Below are 19,912 nucleotides of genomic sequence, written 5' to 3' on the forward strand. Positions count from 1 at the left end.
GCTTGCGCAGCAGAAGCCGGCTCAACGCCGGCGTGGCACTCATTGGAACATGTATGGCTTTTGCGGGAATCACATGGTAAAGGCGGCGGTGCTCGACAGGCTCTGGACTCGGATGAGCGAGCGCGGCGATTTCCCTATGCTGTCGCAGTCGCTGCGCACCACCATGGCGGCAATGAACAATGACGACCTCGACTTCACCGGCCTCGTGCAAGTCGTGTTGTCGGATTTCGCATTGACGCAAAAAGTGCTGCGCCTTGCCAACTCGGCCATGTACATGGCGTTCGGCGGCAACATCACGACTGTGTCGCGCGCGCTGATGGTGCTCGGCATGGATGCGGTCGGCCACCTCGTCGTCGGGCTGAAGATCGTCGATCACTTTCATCACAGCGCGCCGCGCCGCATCGACGCGAAGCTCGAACTCAACCGTACGCTGCTGTCGGGCTGCGTCGCGCGCAAGCTGACTGAGCGCGGCGATCTGCGCGCCGGCGAAGAGGCCGTGGTCTGCACGCTGATGCGCCAGATCGGCAAGCTGCTGGTGGTGTTCTATCTCGACGCCGAATGGGATCAGATCCGCCGCCACATCGATGCCGGTGCGCTCGAAGCCGACGCCTGCGTGCTGGTGCTCGGCGTGACGTTCGACGAAATCGGCATGGAAGCGGCCACGCGCTGGCGTTTGCCGGACATGATCCGCTCGGGCATGGGCGAGTTCGATCCGCAGGATACCGAACAGCCGCGCCAGGTGCAGTGGCTGCGCGCCATCACCAACTATTCGACGGCCGTGGCGGACGTGCTGACGCAGCAGAACATGCCGGACTGGGAACGCGAATCCCGCATGAGCGAGTTGGCCCACGACTACAGCCGCACGCTGAACACCGACCCGGACGTGCTGCTCGAAATGAGCGTCGCGCTCGCCCGTGAAGAAGGCGGCGACGGCGTGATGCGCGAGATCGTCGAGTTGCGCGCCAATGCGGACGCGATTGCGCGCGAGGCGCTCAATCCGGAGGCGCGCATCACGGCGGGGGTCGAAGATCTGCGTGCGCTGCCCGCCGACAGCCCGCTCGCGCCGGCGCTGGCGATGGCCTCCGAAACCGTGCTGGCCGGGCTCGGCTTTGCGCGCACGGTCGTGTTCGTCAAGCACAGCAACGGCACTTTCCGTGCGCGCCTGGGTCTCGGTCCGAAGATCGACGCGGCGCTGCCGAAGCTGTCATTCAGCACCGCCTTCGAGCCCGATGTGTTTCATCTCGCGATCGCAAACTCGGTGGGCATCTTCATCGAGAACGCGCGCGATCCGAAGATGGTCGCGCGGCTGCCCGAGTGGTTCCGCCGCTCGTTCGACGACACGCGAGCGTTCGTGCTGCTGCCGGTGGTCGACGGAACCGGGAAAACAGTCGCGCTGCTGTACGGAGACTGGACCGATACCCAGGAGGCGCGCCGAATATCACAGAAAGAGATGGGCGCGCTGAACGAACTAGCCAAGGAGTTGGGACGTTTTTTCGCCCAGGGGCAAATGCGGGAAATGGAGATGATGTGAAGACGTGGCGTGACCGTTGATCACGCTGCGTTACTCCTCCCGGATTTGCCCTGATTCAGGCGGCAACGAAAAGCAAAACGACGTGCCGCGGCCCCCACCTGGTTCGCTGCGTCGGCAAATGCGCCGAACTCAGTCCTCGATCCGCTCCAACCCCTCCGCGCTCCGGTCCGCGACTCCGGCCCATGCCCCTGCCGCGAGGCCAAGCTGCGCGACCTCTTGCACCGTCAACGGCTGCAAGCGCGCGCAAACGGCGCCGAGCTCATCCCAGGCGCCCCGCTCCAGCGCTTCGACCGCGCTCAGCAACGCCCCCAGCACGCCCTCGCGATGCAGGATCGCCGCCTGGATCGGCCGCGACAGCGTCAGCACATTCAAGGTGCTCTCGAGCGAGCCGCCGAACACCGCGTCGACAAACGAAAACACGCCGGTCAGAAAGGCCGCATCGGCCTCATCGCGCCCGGCTTCGGGCAAGCGCGCGATCGCCAGTTCCATGAAGCGCGCGCGGGTCGCCGCCAGTTGCAACAGCGGATCGTCTTCCAGTGCGACCTTGCGGCCGTCCGCATACAGCAGCAACTGCGTCCAGCGCGCGATCCGGTCGGTGCCGGTCGCGTTGATCGCTTCGCGCAGCGTCGTCACCTTGTGCCCGACCGCCAGCCCGCTCGAATTCGCGAGCTTCATCAGATGCATCACCAGCACCGGATTCAGCTTGAGTTCCGCTTCGAGTTGCGCGACGGTCGGATCGCCCGCCAGCAGTTGCAGCAGGTTCAGCAAGGCGTGCCGCGGCGCGCTGACACGCCGCGTCGACGAGGACTGGGCACGCGCGAAGAAGTAGCCCTGGAAACGGTCGAAGCCGAGACCTTGCGCCGTTTCGAAATCGGCCTGCGCATCGACGCCCGATGCGATCAGCAGCTTGCCCGCGGACTTGAGTACGCTGCCCAGCTTGGGCAACAGCGCGCCCGAGGCACGTGTGAAATCGATCTTGACGACGTCCGCGTAAGGCAGGAGCCGCGCGAATGTGTCGTTGGGCTGGGCCACTTCGTCGAGCACGAAGCGATAGCGCCGCCCATGCAGCTGAACGATCCGCGCGATCAACGCCTCGTCGACCTCGATCGAAGACGACAGTTCGAACATGAAACGGTCGGCGGGCAGGTGCATGATCGAGTCGTCGAACAGCATCTCGCGGCTCACGTCGACGTAGGCGGGATGCCCGGTGAGCGCGCCGCGCACATTGCCTTGCATCAGGCCGCGAAGCACGGCTCGCGCCACTAGTTGCGCCGGCTCGGGCGGACGGCCCGGCAACGCGCCAACGTTTGCGCTCGGGTCCGCATCAGTGGCCTGAGTTGCCGCGGCAGGGTCCGCGGCCGGCAACGCCGGCGCGCGCACCTTGAGCTCATAGCCGCAGAGCATGCCGTCCCGATTCAGGATCGGCTGACGGGCAAAACTGGCGTTCAATTGCGCGTCGTCTGCGCCGTCCGGCGCACCGCCCGTCCGGCGCGGATTCTCGATTGCGATGGTGGTCATTCCGGTCCCCCGCTAAGCGCCGCCCTGGCGCTTCCTGCTGTATTTTGGTTTCCGCTGACGGCGCGTCCAAACCCCCGCGGCTCGCGGCACCGTGCGGCGCCGGCTATCGGCGCCCGGCGATTTTAGCGCAGGCCGCCGCGCTCGGACACGGCCATACCGCAATATCTTGAAATAATTGGATGCCGGCTTCGCTGAACGTCGGGAAGGAATCGACGATACTGTCGTGCAGCGCAAAAGCGCGCCCCCCGCGCTACCCCGTCGCTCACCACCGAAAGGAAAACTATGGACGTCAAAAGCGTGCTGTCAAATGCTTTCGCGATGCCGATTACCAGCCCGGCGTTTCCAATGGGACCGTATCGTTTCACCGATCGGGAATTTCTGATCATCACCTACCGCACCGATCCGGACAAACTGCGGGCCGTGGTACCGGAGCCGCTGCAAATCGGCGAGCCGCTCGTACATTACGAATTCATTCGCATGCCGGATTCGACCGGTTTCGGCGACTACACGGAAAGCGGCCAGGTGATTCCGGTGTCGTACAACGGCGTGGCGGGCGGCTACACGCTGGCGATGTATCTGGACGACCACCCGCCGATTGCCGGCGGCCGTGAGTTGTGGGGTTTTCCGAAGAAGCTCGCCAAGCCGGTGCTCGAAGTTCACACCGACACCCTGGTCGGCACGCTCGACTACGGCCCGGTGCGTATCGCCACCGGCACGATGGGCTACAAGCATCGGCAGCTCGATCTCGCGCAACAGAAAAAACGCCTGGAAGCGCCGAACTTCCTGTTGAAAGTGATTCCGCACGTGGACGGCACGCCGCGCATTTGCGAACTGGTGCGTTACTACCTGCAAGACATCGACCTGAAAGGCGCATGGACCGGCCCGGCCGCGCTCGAACTGGCGCCGCACGCGCTGGCGCCGGTCGCCGCCTTGCCGGTGCTCGAAGTCGTCGAGGCGCGGCATCTGATCGCCGACCTCACGCTCGGTCTCGGTGAGGTCGTGTTCGATTACCTGAGGTGATACAGGCGGCGATGGACGCGTGCGGCCGTTCCCTGTTTTCTTGTTGACCTGGCCATACCGATCAGATTGCAGCCACCATGCAAACCGGCCGCTTAAGCGGCCGGTTTGCATGCAGCGAATAACGACAACCCACGACAACTCACGACAACCCACGCTTTACTTCAACACGACCTTCACGTCGAAGTACTTTGCAGCGAAGCGGTCGATCGTGCCGTCCGCCTTCAGTTCCTTGAGCGCCTGGTTCAGCGCATCCTTCAGCGCCTTGTCGCCCTTGCGGATGCCGTAGCCCACGCCTGCGCCGAGCAGTTTCTCGTCGGCGACCGCCGGACCGGCGAATTCAAAGCCGGCGCCTTGCGGCTTTTTCAGAAATCCCTTCGACGCGGCTTCCGCGTCCTGGAATGCGGCGTCGAGACGCCCCGAGGCGAGGTCGGCGTAGATCTGATCCTGCGTCTGATACGGCACGACGTCGACGCCGGCCGACGCCCAGCGCGCCTTCGCGTACGCTTCCTGAATCGTGCCTTGCAGCACGCCGACGTGCTTGCCCTTCAGCGATGCCGGCGTCGGCAGCAGGCCGCTGCCCTTCTTCGCGATCATCTGATTCGGGATCGTGTAGATCGGATCGGTGAAGTCGACCGCCTGACGGCGCTGCTCGGTGATCGTCATGTCCGAGTTGATCGCGTTGAACTTGCGCGCCTGCAACGCCGGAATCAGGCCGTCGAACGAATTCTCGACCCACACGCATTTCGCCTTCAGTTTTGCGCACACGGCGTTGCCGACATCGATATCGAAACCTTGCAGTTCGCCCGACGCCGACTTCGATTCGAACGGCGCGTACGACGCCTCGACGCCGAAGCGCACTTCCTTGATATCCGCTGCGGACGCGGCGCCTGCCGCTACCGTTGCCGCCGCGAACAGCGCGAGCGCAACCGTGTTTCGCCAATTCATCTTCATTACGGGTGTTCCTCTACGGTATTGAATAAGACGGAGCCGAATCCAGCAGGCATGATTGCCGCGCCAAAATTGCGATTCAAACCCGTGCGGCCGGTGTGGTGCCGCGCAACAGCCGCGAGGCGGCGATTGTACAGACTTCGCAGCGCACGCCTGGCGGGCGCGTCCGCGTGTGCCTCGTTCGGCCCAGCCGGCATGGCGCACGGAAAGGTGCAATTGCGTGTCGCGCTCAGACAAGCAACGGGCGACCCAGCGCCGGGCAAACCGCCGTCAAGGCGCAAACGGGCGACGAACAAAGGGCAAACGAACGGATACCAGGCAGTGAACAAGCAGCGAACCGGCGCGCGCGTTCCCGCGCACATCAGAGCGCGCCGTCGCCGCCGGCGAAATCGCTGCCGAGCCGCTGCGACAGATGCGTATAGACCAACGCGACATGCGGCAGATGACGCGATTCCGGATGCGCCAGCACCCAGACTTGCGATTCCGCTTCGTCGAGCGGCGGCGTCAACTGCACGAGATCGTCGCGGCCGCGCGCAAGGAAGGTCGGAAAGATGCCGACGCCGAAGCCGCGCGCCACCAGTTCGAACACCGCCATCACGCTATTGGTCTTGTAGCGCGGCTCGACAGTCGGGCAATGGCGCTTGCGCCACAGGACCGAAGGATGATCGCCGAGCGAGCTATCCGGCGCCGCCCAGTCGCAGCGTGACAGTGCATCGGCGTCGCTCGCGTGGATGCCGCTCCCCTTCGCGGCAAACACCGCGATACGCAGCGGGCCCACATGTTTGCCGACCAGATGATCCGGCGCGCGGCGCGTGGCGCGCACGGCGATATCGGCATCGCGTTTGGTCAAGCTCGCCAGGCTGTTGGTGGCGGTCAGCTCGAACGACAACGCGGGATGCAACGCCGCGAAATCGTGCAGCGCGGGCAGCACGAGGCCGTACAGCACGGTGTCGGTGGTCGTGACATGAACGCTGCCGGACACGCGATCGCTGCTCGCCTGCACCGTCGAGCGCGCCGCCGCCAGTTCGCTTTCGATGCGCTCGGCGTGGCGCGCCAGTTGCGCGCCGAGCGGCGTCGCGCGATAACCGCTGCGCGAGCGTTCGAACAGACGCTGCCCGAGCCCGCGTTCGATCCGCTGCACGGAGCGGAAAATCGTCGACGCGTCGATGCCCAGGCGCTGCGCCGCTTCCGCCAGCGTGCCGGCGCGCACCAGCGCGAGGATGGTCTGGGTATCCGCCGAAGTCAGTTCGTATTGCGTTTTTGCATGCATGGTTTGGCAAGCCGCCTGTTTATTCCGAACGCGATCCGGGCTACTTTTACCACATCGACTTGTCGGCCGACGAGCCTTGCCACCGGCGCCTGCCGGGATTTCACTCTCGTTTATAGCGGTGACACCATGAAACTCTATTACTCGCCGGGCGCCTGCTCGCTGGCCGTTCACATTGCCTTGCGCGAAGCGGAGCTCGACTTCGAAACCATCAAGGTCAACCTGCAAACGCACAAGCTCGCCAACGGCGACGACTACTACGCGATCTCGCCGCGCGGCTATGTGCCGCTCGTCGAGATCGCCGACGGCTCACGGCACACCGAAGGCGCCGCGCTGCTGCAATACATCGCCGATCTCGCGCCGGAGTACGCGTTGTTGCCACCCGCCGGATCGCCGCAACGGCTCGCAGCGGTCGCATGGCTCACCTACATCAGCACGGAATTGCACAAGACGTTCAGCCCGTGGCTTTGGCATCAGGAGACAGCGGAATCGACGAAGGCCGAATGCCGCGCGAAACTCGCCGCGCGGTTCAGCGAACTCGATCGCGTGCTGACTGACCGCGATTATCTGACCGGACAGTACTCGGTCGCCGATGCGTATGCGTTCACGGTGTTGAGCTGGGCGCGGATGCTGTCGGTGGATCTGAGCGCGTATCCGTATCTGAGCGCGTATCTGGAGCGCGTCGCGGCGCGGCCGACGGTGCGTGAAGCGATGGTGGCGGAGGGCCTGCTGAAGGCGAACGCGGCTTAAGCTGCACGAAGCGCGCATGGTGTGAGACGTTGCGGGTCAAGGCGCGCGACGTCTCACCACCAACGGCGCGACTACACGAGTCGGGACAGCGTGTCCTGAGTCGTCTCGACCACCATCAAGCCGGCGCGCAAGCCCGGCTTGACCGTCGCGTTCGGGAACACGATGCGTTCTTCGTCGCGACGCACGACATAGCGATAGTCGCCGTCACAGGCGAGCACCGTATCCTTCACGAACGGCGTGAAGTTCGGCACGTCCGCTGCAACCCGCAATTCGAATGCATCGCTTTGCTTGGTGATCTGATCGATCACAGTGAATGCACGCGGCAGCGCTGCCTTTGCACCACCGCTTGTACCACTGGTACCAGCCAGCAAATGACGCAACGCTTCGTCCGCGCCTGCAAACCGCTTCAGATCGTTCTGGCCGAACGGACGCACTTTGCCGAGTTCCAGCGTACACGCCTCGGCGCCGCACGCTTGCGCGGTGAAATGCGAAAATGTATGGCCCTTGGTCGTGTGGAGCAGTACCGCGCTGATGCGCGCCTCGCCGAGCCACTCGAACATCGCACGCGAAAACGGCGTGCCTGTATGCGGCAGCAGCGCAAACTGCTCGAACGCGGAGGCGCGGATCGCCGTGTGCATGTCGATATGCCAACGCGCGCCGCGTTCAGCCGATGCCGCGGCAAAGAACTGCGTCGCCGTGCGTTCCAACGCTGCGGCGCGCGGGGCTTCGTGACTGTGCGGCACCTGCGCATGACGTCCGCTGAAGAGGCGGTTCAGGTCGTCGTCGCGATAACGGCACGCGTCGCGCATCGCATCGACGTTACCGAGAATCACCAGCAAGCGGCACGTCAGCCCGGCGTCGCCTTGCGCGATATCGCGCACGAGATACGACAGCAGTTCGATCGGCGCGGTCTCGTCGCCGTGCACGCCGGCAGACGCGAGCACGCTGCGTGTGGCCGGCTCCTGAGGTGTGGGTTCCGCGGGTTCCATTTGCAGAACCCCGTCATCGAGCCAGCGCCAGCGCACGCCGTTCGCGCACACTCCTTCAGCGTCATGCGCGGCGGGCCGCTTGCCCGCCAACGTGTACGCGAGGAAATCGTCGAGCATCGAAGCCGGCATGCTCCGCTCAGCGCTGGAAGTCATACAGCGAACCCAGACCGAGAATCTGCGTCAGCTCGTCGAGCGCGGTACGCGACTCGGAGAGCAATTGCGGATCGGTCAGGTCGGCCGGCGCGAGACGGTCGCGATAGTGCTTTTCGATCCACGTATCGAGGCGGCCGAACAGCTTGTCGTTGATCCACACGCCGGGCGCCACCGCCACGCGCTCCGCGTCGTTCAGCACCACGCGCAAACGCAAACACGCCGGACCGCCGCCGTTCTTCATGCTTTCACGCAGATCGAACACGAGCACGTCGTCGATCGGGCCGGTGTGCGAAGCCAGGTCGTCCAGATACGCGGCCACGCGCGCGTTCTCGCGGCATTCCTGCGGCACCACCAGCACCTGCTTGCCGTCCGGGCGCGTCAGCAACTGGCTGTTGAACAGATACGACGTGACGGCATCGGACACGCTCACCTGTGCGTCCGGCACCTCGATCACGTTGAACCCGGCTTTCAGTGCTGAGAGCTTCGAGCGCAGTTCGCCGTACACCGCGTTCTGTTCGACAAACGCGAGTTGATGGCAGAACAGCGTGTTGCGATTGCCGACCGCGATCACGTCGTTATGGAATACGCCGGCGTCGATCACATCGGGGTTTTGCTGCGCGTACACGGTGGCCGCTTCTTCGAGACCATGACGGTGTGCAACCGCGCGGCTCGCCTCGAAGGTTTGCCGTGCCGGGAAGCGCTTCGGCTCCGGTCCGCGGCGATACTCGCTGCGGCCGTACACGAAGAATTCGACGCCACGTGTGCCGTATTCCGCGCAAAAACGCGTGTGGTTCGCCGCGCCTTCGTCGCCGAGCGCGGGCGTGCCGGGCAATGCTTCGTGCACCGCGAAACGGTCGGCATCGCTGAAGATCGCGCGCAACGTACGGCGCGTCGATTCATGTTCGATCGCGCGATGCAGCTTGCTGCACAGATTGGCCGGCGTGAAATGCACGCGGCCGTCGTGCGTATCGGACGATGGACTCACGGTCGCGGCATTCGCGGTCCACATCGCCGACGCGGAACTCGCGGCGGCCAGCAACTCGGGCGCGTCTTTGGCAACGCGAGCAATCACCGTCGCGTCGTCGCCGGAAAAACCGAGTTCGCGCAACAGTCGCATCGACGGACGTTCCTGCGGCGGCAGCACGCCTTGATGAAAACCGAGGTCGGCCAGCTGCTTCATCTTGCGCAGGCCCTGTTTGGCCGCCGCTTTCGGATTCGCAATCGACTTCTCGTTGTTCTGCGACGCGACGTTGCCGAACGAGAGCCCTGCGTAATTGTGGGTCGGGCCGACCAGGCCGTCGAAATTGGCTTCAGTGGCTTGCATCGTCGATCCTCAGAATTGAAGGCCCGGCGAGACGCTCGCGGGCATTTGCAGTTGCGCGCTTTCGACGGAAGCCATCGGATACGCGCAGTAGTCGGCGGCGTAGTACGCGCTCGGCCGGTGATTGCCGGAACGGCCCGGACCGCCGAACGGCGCGCCCGACGACGCACCGTTGGTCGGCCGGTTCCAGTTGACGATGCCGGCGCGGATGGTGCGCTGGAAATGCGTCCACAGTGCTTCGTCGTCGGCGAGCAGGCCCGCGGACAGGCCGAAGTCGGTGTCGTTGGCTTGTTCCAGCGCTTCGTCGAAGCTGCCGTAGCGGATGATCTGCGCCAACGGCCCGAAATGCTCTTCGTCCGGCAAGTCCTGCACGCCGGTCACGTCGAGAATCGCCGGCGTCACGAAACCGAGTTTCGGATCGCGCTGCTCCATCGTCAGCAACGACTTCGCGCCGTCGGCCAGCAGACGTTGCTGGGCCGCGACCAGGCGCGAAGCGGCGCGCGCCGAGATCACCGCGCCCATGAACGGCTGCGGATCGGCGTTGTATTCCCCGACGCTGATCCGCGACGTGACCTCGGTGAGGCGTTCGATAAAGCGGTCGCCGAACGCATCGTTCGGCACGAAAATGCGCCGCGCGCAGGTGCAACGCTGCCCCGCCGACAGAAACGCCGACTGGATCGTGTGATGCACGGCGGCGTCGAGATCGGCCACCGGCCCGATCACGAGCGGATTGTTGCCGCCCATTTCCAGCGCCAGCACGATTTCCGGACGGCCGCCGAACTGCTTGTGCAGCAATGTTCCGGTATCCGAACTACCCGTGAAGAACAGGCCGTCGATCTGCCGATGGTTCGCGAGCGCAATGCCGGTTTCCTTCTCGCCTTGCACGAGGTTCAGCACGCCCGCGGGCAAGCCGGCATCGCGCCAGATCTGCACTGTGAGCGCGGCCACGCCCGGTGCGAGTTCGGACGGCTTGAACACCACGGCGTTACCGGCGATCAGCGCCGGCACGATATGCCCGTTCGGCAAGTGCCCAGGGAAGTTATACGGCCCGAACACCGCGACTACGCCATGCGGACGATGCCGCAACACGGCCGTGCCGTCCGCCATCGCCGAGCGCTTTTCGCCGGTGCGTTCGTTGTACGCCTGAATCGAGATCTCGACCTTCGCGGCCATCGACGCCGCTTCAGTACGCGCTTCCCACAGCGGCTTGCCGGTCTCGCGGCCGATCGCTTCGGCCAGCGCTTCCTTGCGCTCGGTCACGAGCGCAGCGAAGCGGCGCACCACGGCGCAACGCTCGTCGAGGCTCGACGCCGACCACGCCGCGAACGCGCGGCGGGCGCTGCGCACCGCCCGGTCGACGTCATCCGCCGACGCGCTATTGCCTTGCCAAACCGTCGCGCCCGTGCCCGGGTTGCGCGACGCGAATGCGGGTCCTGTGCCGGCGGCCCATTCGCCGTCGATGAAAAGCTCGCTCATGATCATCCTTGTTTGTGTTTCAGCGGCAGCACCCGCACCGGGTCGCCTGCCTTGACGCCAAGTGCGGCTGCCTCCGCGGCGCTCAACCGGAACACGCCGTTTTCCGGCACACCCGCGGTCACGCCCACGCGAAAATCGCCCAGCGACGTATTCGACACCATCGATTTCGGTCCATCCGCCGGCGCATTCGACGCGCCGATCTCGACCGGCGCCACCACGCTTTCGCGCACGGTGCGCAAGTCGGCGATATGGCATTCGAGCACCGGACCCGCGTCGAAGATATCGACGTGATTCTCGTAGCGCAGCCCTTCCGCTTCGAGCATGCGGCGCGCCGGAATCGTGTCGCTATGCGTGAGGCCCACGCATTGCTGCGCCTCTTCCGGCAACAGCTCCACATACACCGGATAGCGCGGCATCAGCTCGGCGAGAAACGCCTTGCGGCCATGCGAACTCAGATAGTCCGCCGCGTTGAAATCGATCTGGTAGAAATGCGAGCCGACCGCGCGCCAGAACGGCGAAGTGCCGTCCGCGTCGAAATGGCCGCGCAGTTCCGCGCAGAGACGCTCCGGAAAGCGCTCGCGAAACTGCGCGAGAAACATGAAGCGCGAACGCGACAGCAATCCGCCGACGCCGCTCGCACGGTAACGCGGGCTCAGGAACAGCGAGCACACTTCGGCATAACCCGTCAGGTCGTGCGAGATGTTCAGCGCGCGCATGCGCGTCCAGATGCCGAGGTCCTGGCTCGCGTGCACCACGGTGCTCACGCGATAGTTGTAAAACGGCTGCTCGAGGCCGACCGAGGTTTCGATGCCGCATACGCCCGCCACGTCGCCGGTGCCGGTGTCTTCCATCACGAAGAAGTAACCCGCTTCGTGCGGCGCGGCCTTGTCTTCCATCGTGCGGCGCGCGCGTTCGATGCGTGCCGCGAGCGCCTCGCGATCCGGCTTGAAGGTGGTGAGACCGGGGCCGGTCTCCTGGGCGAGCGCCATCAGCGCGTCCACATCGCCCCGTTGCACAACGCGAACGACGATCATTGTGCGTCTCCCGAAGAGTCTTCCTGATACGGCTGGTGCAGCGGCACGCAGCGCACCGCGTCGCCCTCCTGCACGCCGAGCGCAGCGCGCGCCGCGTGCGGCAACGGTGCGCCGGCTTCCTTGCCGGCCGCCAGCTCGCCCAGCACGCAGCGGAATTCGCCGCCGGCGGCGTTATGCGCGATCAGATACGTCGAACCGGCTGCTGCCGCGCCGGCTTCATGCACCACACGCGTTTCGTTGCGTGTCACGCAGGCGCTGCGATCCACCTGCGCGGTCAGCACTGGACCGGCGTCGAAGATATCGACGTAGCGGTCGGTCTCGAAGCCTTCCTCGAGGTGAATCTCATAGGCGAGCAAGGCCTTCGAATCCGGTTCGCCGAGCACGCGCTGCGCCGCTTCCGGCAGCAACGGCACGTACACCGGATAGGTCGGCATGACTTCGGCGATAAAGGTGCGGCTGCGGCCGCCCGATTCGATTTCGATGTCGGCGAAGTTGCGGCCGAAGAACTTGCGCCCCACCGCTTCCCAGAACGGCGACACGCCCGCGTCGTCGGTAACGCCGAGCAGCAGCGAGAACACCTCGGACGTGAAGCGCTTGCGATTGGCGGCGATGTACATCATCCGTGCCCGCGACAGCAGATGCGCGGCCGCATCGCCACGCAGCGAAGGATCGATGTAGTAGCCCGCAAGGCGGCTCTTGCCGGTCAATTCATGCGACATGGTCAGCGCGTGAATCTTGCGGTTCACGTGCAACTCGCGCGACGCATGAATCAGCGCGTCGTTGCGAAACGCGTAGAACGGGTCCGAATAGCCGGCCGCCGCGACGATGCTCGCCGTGCCCATCAGCTTGCCGCTTTCCGCGTCCTCGAGCACGAACAGATAGAACTCCTCGCCCGGAAAATCGACGTCCGCGCGAAACGAGTCTTCCGACAACGCGACGCGCGCTTCGAGCGCACGGCGGTCGTGCGGCAGCGAATGCAGCACCGGTTGCGCGGTGCGCGCCATGTGTTCGAGCGCATCGAGATCGGCGAGGCGGCCGGGGCGTACGAAGAGCATCATCGTTCCTGTTGAATGTGGCGCATGAATCGGTGCTGCAACTCGATGCAGCAACTCACTTCGACGCCGCTTCGGCCTGCGCGCCGACGATCTCTTCGATCGCCTTCGCCAGTCGCTCGAAGCCTTCGTTCATATCGTCGAGCGGCATGATCAGCGACGGCACGAAACGCAGCACGTCCGGACCCGCCATCAGCATGATCACGCCGTGCGTGCCCGCAGCGGTGACGAAATCTTTTGCGCGGCCCTTGTAAGCGTCGGTCAATTCGGCGCCGATCAGCAGACCCTTGCCGCGCACTTCCCTGAACAGACCAAAGCGTTCGTTGAGCTTCGCGAGGTGGCCCTTCAGCGCTTCGCTGCGTGCATGGACGCCGTCGAGCAGCTTCGGATCGCTGATCAACTCGACCACCTTCTCGGCGATCGCCGAGGCGAGCGGATTGCCGCCGTAGGTCGTGCCATGCACGCCGACCTTGAAATGCGCGGCCAGTTCGTGGGTGGTCAGCATCGCGCCGATCGGGAAACCGTTGCCGAGCGCCTTCGCGGTGGTCAGGATGTCCGGCGTCACGCCCGTTTCCTGATACGCGTAGAAATAGCCGCTGCGGCCCACCCCCGTTTGTACCTCGTCAAAAATCAGCAGTGCGCCGTGCTGATCGCAGGCTTCGCGCAGCGCCTTCAGGAACGCCGGATCGGCGGGAATCACGCCGCCCTCGCCCTGGATCGGCTCGACGATCACCGCGCAGGTCTTCGCGCCGATGGTCTTCTTTGCCGCTTCGATATCGTTGTACGGCAAGTGGATGATGCCGGCCGGCACCGGGCCGAAGCCTTCCGAATACTTCGGCTGGCCGCCCACGCTCACGGTGAAGAAGGTGCGGCCATGGAACGACTGCGTGAACGAAACGATTTCGAATTTGTCCGCGCCATGACGCTCGAACGCGACGCGGCGCGCCAGCTTCAGCGCCGCTTCGTTGGCTTCCGCGCCCGAATTGGCGAAGAACGCGCGGTCGGCGAAGGTCAGGTCTTCGAGGCGCTTCGCGAGGCGCAGCACCGGTTCGTTGGTGTAGCCGTTACCGATGTGCCACAGCTTGCTGCCCTGCTCATGCAGCACTTTCAGCAGTTCAGGATGCGCATGACCGAGCGCGGTGACGGCGATACCGCCGGCGAAGTCGATATAGTCGCGGCCTTGCGTATCCCAGACGCGCGAGCCGAGACCGCGATCCGGTACGAAGGCGGCGGGCGAAAACACCGGCACCATGACTTCGTCGAAGGTCTGGCGTGTCACAGTCAGGTCGTTCATGGCAAATCCTCGTTACAGGTGAGAGGTAATACACGTAGTGTAGGAAACCGCACGCGATACGTCTTGCGCATACGCGACGCTTTCTATGAGCTTCCGGGCGGGCATGCGCGGTGCGGCGCTTATTTGCCCGCTTATTCGGCTGCTTATTGGGCTGCTTATTGGGCTGCCAATTCGGCCACTCATTCGGCCGCTCATTCGACCGCTTTTTCGGCCAGCCTATCCGCTCGCTTATTCAGTCCGGTCAGGCCGTTCGATCAACGCGCCGGGGCGCGGCTCGCTCGCCGCGGCGCCCGTCGCGCCGGTCTGCTTGTCGATCCAGTTACGACGATCCTCGCGCGGTGTGACGCCAAAGCGTTCGCGATACGCATTCGAAAAGTGCGCCGCCGACGAAAATCCGCACGCGAGACTGATCTGCACCACCGACTTGCTGGTGCGCTGCAATTGCGTACGCGCTTTCGAAAGCCGCAGCCCCAGGTAGTATTTGGACGGCATCGAGCCGAGATACTGGCGAAACAGGCGCTCCAGTTGCCGCCGCGAGACGCCCACCAGACCGGCGATTTCATCGGTGGTGAGCGGATCCTCGATATTCGCTTCCATCAGCAGGAGCGCATCGTTCAGGCGCGGATGGCGCTCGCCCGGCGCGGTCACGAACGGAATGCGCTGCCGCTCCTCGCCCGCGCGCAATACGCCGACACCCAGCGTATCGGCGATCCGGTCGGCGAGTTCCGGGCCATGATCGCGGCCGATCATCGCCAGCATGAAGTCGACCGTTGCCTGACCGCCCGCACAAGTCGCGCGATCACGGTCGATTTCGAAAATCTGTTGAGTGACGATCGAGCGCTCGAACTGCTCGGAGAACTGCTGATAGGTTTCCCAGTTGACGCTCACGCGATAGCCGGACAATTGCCCCGCCATCGCGAGCCACCAGACGCCGTGATGAATGCCCGTGACGAGCGGCGTGCGCTGTCCGACGCGCGACAGGCTCGCGAGAAAGAGCCGGTAATCGGCGAATTGCTGAAACCGTTCGCTGACGATGATCAGCCAGTCGCACGAGATCGCATCGCCGAAGGCGGCATCGGCCGGCCATTGCGCGCCGCCCGAGAGCGGCACCGGGCGGCCGTCCCACGAGCAGACCTGCACGCGGTACAGCGCGCGGCCGTCGATTTCGTTGGCGAGATTGAGCGCGTCGACAATCGGCCCGACGCCCGACATCGACACAGGCGGCAATGCGACGATTGCGACCTGAGTGGTGCGTGCCGGGCCGGACGTGCGAGCCATCGTTGATGAGTGAAACGCGGAAAGCGCGAGGCGCGCGTTACTTCAGGCTGCCGGACAGGAACTGCCTGAGCCGTTCGCTGCGCGGTGCGGTCAACACCTCGGCGGGCAAGCCCTCTTCTTCGGTGCGGCCCTGATGCAGGAACATCACATGGTTCGACACGTTGCGCGCGAAACCCATTTCGTGCGTGACGACGATCATCGTGCGGCCCTCTTCGGCGAGCTTCTGCATTACCTTCAGCACTTCGCCGACCAGTTCGGGATCGAGCGCGGAAGTCGGCTCGTCGAACAGCATCACGTCCGGGTTCATCGCCAGCGCGCGGGCAATCGCGACGCGCTGCTGCTGACCGCCGGACAGATGCGACGGATACTGTTTTTCCAGGCGCGGCGCGAGACCGACTTTCTCGAGATATTCACGCGCGCGATCTTCCGCTTCGCGACGCGACAAACCGAGCACATGAATCGGCGCTTCGACGATGTTCTCGATCACATTCATGTGCGCCCACAAGTTGAAGTGCTGGAACACCATCGCGAGCTTGGTGCGGATGCGTTGCAGCTGCTTGTGATCGGCGACTTCGAGGTTGCCGTGACGGTCGGCTTTCGTCTTCACCGTTTCGCCGTCGACGACGATCTGGCCGGCGTTCGGCCGCTCGAGGAAATTGATGCAGCGCAGGAAGGTGCTCTTGCCCGACCCGCTCGCGCCGATGATGCTGATCACGTCACCCTTGTTCGCGTTGAGCGAAACGCCCTTGAGCACTTCGTTGTCGCCATAGCGTTTGTGGATGTCCTGCACGGCGAGCTTGCAAGCTTCGGTTTGAGTCGTGTGGAGCAAGATGCTCTCCCAATGAAATACAGATCGATCTTCGTGACGGCGCACACCGGTCACACCCGCCGCGCCGCTCGATGCCAACGCGCCCGCTCAGTGCGTGTCAATGCGTACGTACCGCCAGGTAACCCAGCCAGTGACGCTCGGCGCGCCGGAACAGCGCGACCAGCGCGAACGACACCACCAGGTAAATCAGCGCCGCGAGTCCGAACGCATCGAACGACTGGTACGTGGCCGAATTCGCGTCGCGCGCCACCTTCAGGATGTCCGGCACCGTGGCCGTGAACGCGACCGTGGTGGCGTGCAGCATCAGGATCACTTCGTTACTGTACAACGGCAGCGCACGCCGCAGCGCGGACGGTATCACAATGCGCCGGTACATCGTGAACCAGCTCATGCCGTAGGCGCGCGCCGCTTCCACTTCGCCGTGCGAGGTCGAACGGATCGCGCCGGCGAAAATCTCGGTGGTGTACGCGCAGGTGTTCAGCGCGAAGGCGAGAATCGCGCAGTGAAAACCGCTGCGGAAAAACGCGTCCAGCAGTTGATGCGAGCGCACGAATTCGAGGCTGTACATGCCGGTGTAGATCAGCAGCAGCTGCACGTACAGCGGCGTGCCGCGAAACACGTAAGTGTAGAGGCGCACCGGCGTCGACAGCCAGCGCTTCTTCGAAACGCGCGCCACCGCCAGCGGAATCGCCGCCACGAAGCCGATCCCGATCGAGGTCACCAGCAGCCACAGCGTGACCGCGAGACCGGAAATCCGCTGACCGTCCCAGTACAGGAACGCGCGCCAGAACTGGTTGAGAATGTCGATCATCGTCTTAGAGCTCCGCGTGCCGCACGCCAATCGAATAGCGCCGTTCCAGCCAGATCAGCACGAGATTCGAAGCGGTGGTGATCGCCAGGTAGATCAGCGCGGCGACCAGAATGAAGAAGAACATGTTGAACGTGCTCTTGCCGGCGTCCTGCGCGGCCTTGACGACATCGGCGAGACCGATGATCGACACCAGCGCGGTGGCCTTCACCAGCACCTGCCAGTTGTTGCCGATGCCCGGCAGCGCGAAGCGCATCATCTGCGGAAACAGGATGCGCGTGAACACGCGCAGGCCGCTCATGCCGTACGCCGCGCCCGCTTCGAGCTGACCGCGCGGCACCGCGAGAAACGCGCCGCGGAAGGTCTCGGTGAAATACGCGCCGTAGATGAAGCCGAGCGTCAGCACGCCGGCCACGAACGGATCGATGTCGAACTGCGGCAGATCGAGCGCATCGGTCAGATTGTTGACCGCGATCTGAATGCTGTAGAACAGCAGCAGCATCAGCACCAGGTCGGGCACCGAGCGAATCAGCGTCGTATAGCCGGTCGCGATCGCCCGCAGCGGGCGGTTGAACGAGAGTTTCGCCGCCGCGCCCGCGAGGCCGAGCAGCACGGAGGCTGCCAGCGAGAGGACGGACAGCTCGATCGTCTGGATCGTACCGGCCAGCAGCACCGGACCAAAGCCGTAAAGGAACACGCGCGTCTCCATCCAGGTTCATTGAGGATGTCACGGACGGCGCCGGCAGCTCTCTTTGCCTGGCTCGTCCGACATGGCGCGGAGTCTCGCAAGCGAAAATTAATTGCTCAAATAGAGGGCGGGAGGTTTGCTGCGTCGCAGCATGACGCGGTTTTCTGCCGCCGAAGGCTCCTGGGACTTGGTTTTGCGGGGGATATCGGTTTGTAAGCCCGCTCGCGGGCGGCTTGGGCCGCCGCGATTTAGCAAGTTTCGGGTCGCTTTTTCGATAGACGGAGCGGCTGCACCAACGGCAGCGGCGCGCAGGCAACAAGAAAACCTCAATCAATCCCCAAGCGAGCGCGAATCGCCGGCAACATATACTCAACCGCCGCGCGCCCTTCCTCAATCGCCGGCGCCGCACGATGAAAATCGAAAATCCCCATGCCGCCAAGCCGCGGCTGAATCAAGATATCCGCCGGTTCGCCTGCAAGGCGGCTGCGCGTAATCCGCACTTGCATGATGTCGATGCTCTGCGCAATCGAGCTCAGCATGGAAGGCACCCGCGCACTCGGTGCAGGGGGCACCCGCACGTCGTCGCTAGCGCGCACCTCGGCAGGCGCAAGCCAGCGCGGCCAAGGTTTGCCGTTGCGGCGTAACGCGACCGGCGGCGGCGCCGTCGGATCAATCGCGGGCGTATCGACCACCGCACCGCCGAAATCGCGGCCGTTCAGAATATCGTTGTTCAGATCGACAGCGATCACGCAGTCCGCCCGCATGCCGCGCGCCACCGAAACCGGCACCGGATTGCTCAGGCCGCCATCCACCAGCCACACGCCGTTATGCCAAACCGGCGTGAAAATCCCCGGAATCGCAATCGACGCGCGCACGGCATCGACCACGCTGCCGTCCTGCAACCAGCTTTCGCGCCCTGTGTCGAGTTCGGTCGCGACCGCCGCGAACGGCATGTTCAACTGCGCAATCGAGCGTCCGTCGAATTTGTCCGCGAACAACTGGATCACTTTACGCCCGCCCAGCAAGCCGCCCGACAGACGCAGATCGAGCAGACGCACCACCGTCTGCCAGGTGAGCCGGGAGACCCATTCTTCAAGCCAGTCGAGGTCGCCGTTCGCATAGACCGCGCCGACCAGCGCCCCGATCGATGTGCCGCACACCACATCCGGCTTGATGCCCGCGTCGAGCAACGCGCGAATCGCGCCGATATGCGCCCAGCCGCGCGCGGCTCCCCCACCCAACACCAGCCCGATACGGCTATATCGACGTCGACGTATCATTTTTTCCCGCCTGTTCTCTGTTCCCGACTTTTCTCGTCGTTCCTCATCTATCGCCCGCGCACCACGTCCGAGCGCGATGTGGTGTACACCTTCTGAAACTGGTCGAAATGCACGTTGAAAATGCCCTCTTCCGTCACGCCGCCCTCGCGCCACTTCCAGCTCCACACGGTTTCCGGCTTCAACGGAAACACGGCGACTTCGCCTGGCTTGCCGAGCAGGCGGCGCACTTCATCCTCGGTCATGCCGATGCGAACCTTCGCGAAGTTGGCGGCAGTGAGCACCTGCGTGATGGCTTGCAGTTTGCCGTCTTGGTCGATGTCGACCATGTAGGTGTTCAGCCCTTGCGGGCCGCGCGGATATTCGAGGCGCTTCGAGCCGTCGGTAAACGTCCGTTCGGTTTCCGGATTGCCCATCTGGTCGCGGACCTGCGCTTCGCTCGTGACGCCGGGCGTCATATTCTTGAGCAGTAACGCGTCCGGTTTGACGGCGTTGAAAAATTCCTTGAGTTTTTGCACGGCGCGGTCGCTCTGTTGGTCGTCACAACCGGCAAGCGCTACGCACGCGCTCAGCATGGCGACGGTAAGCAGTTTGAGGCTCACAGCAAGTTTCCTGTACGGATGCGGGCGCGTCATGCGCACGCATCCCGTTGTGTAGGGTGTCCACCAAGGGGACTTCC

18 protein-coding genes are annotated in these 19,912 nt (G+C 64.3%); 3 read left to right on the top strand and 15 right to left on the bottom strand.

The genetic code is table 11. The features are described 5' to 3' along the window. Nucleotides 1-73 precede the first annotated feature (73 nt). Nucleotides 74-1,531, top strand: coding sequence for an HDOD domain-containing protein (locus AC07WT_RS12965; protein ID WP_494947405.1), 1,458 nt, complete (start codon nt 74-76; stop codon nt 1,529-1,531). Between the two features lie 129 nt (nt 1,532-1,660). On the opposite strand, the gene AC07WT_RS12970 is transcribed toward AC07WT_RS12965, so the two are convergent. Beyond that, nucleotides 1,661-3,049 carry an EAL and HDOD domain-containing protein gene (locus AC07WT_RS12970; protein ID WP_494947406.1) on the bottom strand — a complete coding sequence of 463 codons (1,389 nt, stop codon included), beginning with the start codon at nt 3,047-3,049 and terminating at the stop codon, nt 1,661-1,663. A gap of 282 nt (nt 3,050-3,331) precedes the next feature. Here AC07WT_RS12970 and AC07WT_RS12975 point away from each other — a divergent pair, with 282 nt between their 5' ends. Beyond that, nucleotides 3,332-4,069: an acetoacetate decarboxylase gene (locus tag AC07WT_RS12975; protein WP_492593565.1), complete on the top strand. Its 738-nt coding sequence runs from the start codon at nt 3,332-3,334 to the stop codon at nt 4,067-4,069. A gap of 156 nt (nt 4,070-4,225) precedes the next feature. On the opposite strand, the gene AC07WT_RS12980 is transcribed toward AC07WT_RS12975, so the two are convergent. Together AC07WT_RS12980 and AC07WT_RS12985 are read right to left on the bottom strand one after the other, a co-directional pair. Then, nucleotides 4,226-5,020: an ABC transporter substrate-binding protein gene (locus tag AC07WT_RS12980; protein ID WP_494947407.1), complete on the bottom strand. Its 795-nt coding sequence runs from the start codon at nt 5,018-5,020 to the stop codon at nt 4,226-4,228. Between the two features lie 358 nt (nt 5,021-5,378). Further along, nucleotides 5,379-6,287, bottom strand: a complete 909-nt coding sequence (locus AC07WT_RS12985; RefSeq protein WP_494947408.1) for a LysR family transcriptional regulator — start codon at nt 6,285-6,287, stop codon at nt 5,379-5,381. Nucleotides 6,288-6,413: 126 nt separating this feature from the next. On the opposite strand from AC07WT_RS12985, the gene gstA reads away from it, so the two are divergent. After that, entirely contained in the window at nt 6,414-7,034 is a 621-nt protein-coding gene (gene gstA / locus AC07WT_RS12990; RefSeq protein WP_494947409.1) for a glutathione transferase GstA, read from the top strand. A gap of 71 nt (nt 7,035-7,105) precedes the next feature. On the opposite strand, the gene astE is transcribed toward gstA, so the two are convergent. The 12 genes from astE to bamE all read right to left on the bottom strand — a co-directional run bounded on the left by astE (nt 7,106) and on the right by bamE (nt 19,835). Next, entirely contained in the window at nt 7,106-8,152 is a 1,047-nt protein-coding gene (gene astE, locus AC07WT_RS12995; protein WP_494947410.1) for a succinylglutamate desuccinylase, read from the bottom strand. A 7-nt stretch (nt 8,153-8,159) separates the two neighbouring features. Next, nucleotides 8,160-9,500 (bottom strand): N-succinylarginine dihydrolase, encoded by a 1,341-nt coding sequence (gene astB / locus AC07WT_RS13000; RefSeq protein ID WP_494947411.1) that lies wholly within the window; start codon nt 9,498-9,500, stop codon nt 8,160-8,162. Between the two features lie 9 nt (nt 9,501-9,509). Continuing rightward, a complete protein-coding gene (gene astD / locus AC07WT_RS13005; protein ID WP_494947412.1) occupies nt 9,510-10,973 on the bottom strand; it encodes a succinylglutamate-semialdehyde dehydrogenase in 1,464 nt (487 codons plus the stop codon). A gap of 2 nt (nt 10,974-10,975) precedes the next feature. Next, on the bottom strand, nt 10,976-12,007 hold the full coding sequence (gene astA / locus AC07WT_RS13010) for an arginine N-succinyltransferase (protein ID WP_492593572.1): 1,032 nt from the start codon (nt 12,005-12,007) through the stop codon (nt 10,976-10,978). Further along, nucleotides 12,004-13,062 carry an arginine/ornithine succinyltransferase subunit alpha gene (aruF, locus tag AC07WT_RS13015; protein WP_494947413.1) on the bottom strand — a complete coding sequence of 353 codons (1,059 nt, stop codon included), beginning with the start codon at nt 13,060-13,062 and terminating at the stop codon, nt 12,004-12,006. Before aruF ends, astA begins: the two co-directional genes overlap by 4 nt. A gap of 55 nt (nt 13,063-13,117) precedes the next feature. Beyond that, nucleotides 13,118-14,353 carry an aspartate aminotransferase family protein gene (locus AC07WT_RS13020; RefSeq protein WP_494947414.1) on the bottom strand — a complete coding sequence of 412 codons (1,236 nt, stop codon included), beginning with the start codon at nt 14,351-14,353 and terminating at the stop codon, nt 13,118-13,120. Nucleotides 14,354-14,581: 228 nt separating this feature from the next. Continuing rightward, entirely contained in the window at nt 14,582-15,631 is a 1,050-nt protein-coding gene (locus tag AC07WT_RS13025; RefSeq protein ID WP_494947415.1) for a GlxA family transcriptional regulator, read from the bottom strand. 37 nt (nt 15,632-15,668) lie between these two features. Further along, a complete protein-coding gene (locus AC07WT_RS13030) occupies nt 15,669-16,460 on the bottom strand; it encodes an ABC transporter ATP-binding protein (RefSeq protein WP_494947416.1) in 792 nt (263 codons plus the stop codon). Nucleotides 16,461-16,557: 97 nt separating this feature from the next. Next, complete coding sequence (locus AC07WT_RS13035; RefSeq protein WP_494947417.1) at nt 16,558-17,271, bottom strand: ABC transporter permease; 714 nt, start codon at nt 17,269-17,271, stop codon at nt 16,558-16,560. A 4-nt stretch (nt 17,272-17,275) separates the two neighbouring features. Continuing rightward, nucleotides 17,276-17,965: an ABC transporter permease gene (locus AC07WT_RS13040; protein WP_492593578.1), complete on the bottom strand. Its 690-nt coding sequence runs from the start codon at nt 17,963-17,965 to the stop codon at nt 17,276-17,278. Between the two features lie 317 nt (nt 17,966-18,282). Next, on the bottom strand, nt 18,283-19,236 hold the full coding sequence (locus tag AC07WT_RS13045; RefSeq protein WP_492593579.1) for a patatin-like phospholipase family protein: 954 nt from the start codon (nt 19,234-19,236) through the stop codon (nt 18,283-18,285). A 47-nt stretch (nt 19,237-19,283) separates the two neighbouring features. Then, nucleotides 19,284-19,835, bottom strand: coding sequence for an outer membrane protein assembly factor BamE domain-containing protein (bamE, locus tag AC07WT_RS13050; protein WP_494947418.1), 552 nt, complete (start codon nt 19,833-19,835; stop codon nt 19,284-19,286). Between the last annotated feature and the right edge of the window lie 77 nt (nt 19,836-19,912).

The sequence above is a fragment of the Paraburkholderia sp. GW821-FHT02A12 genome (assembly GCF_059422005.1).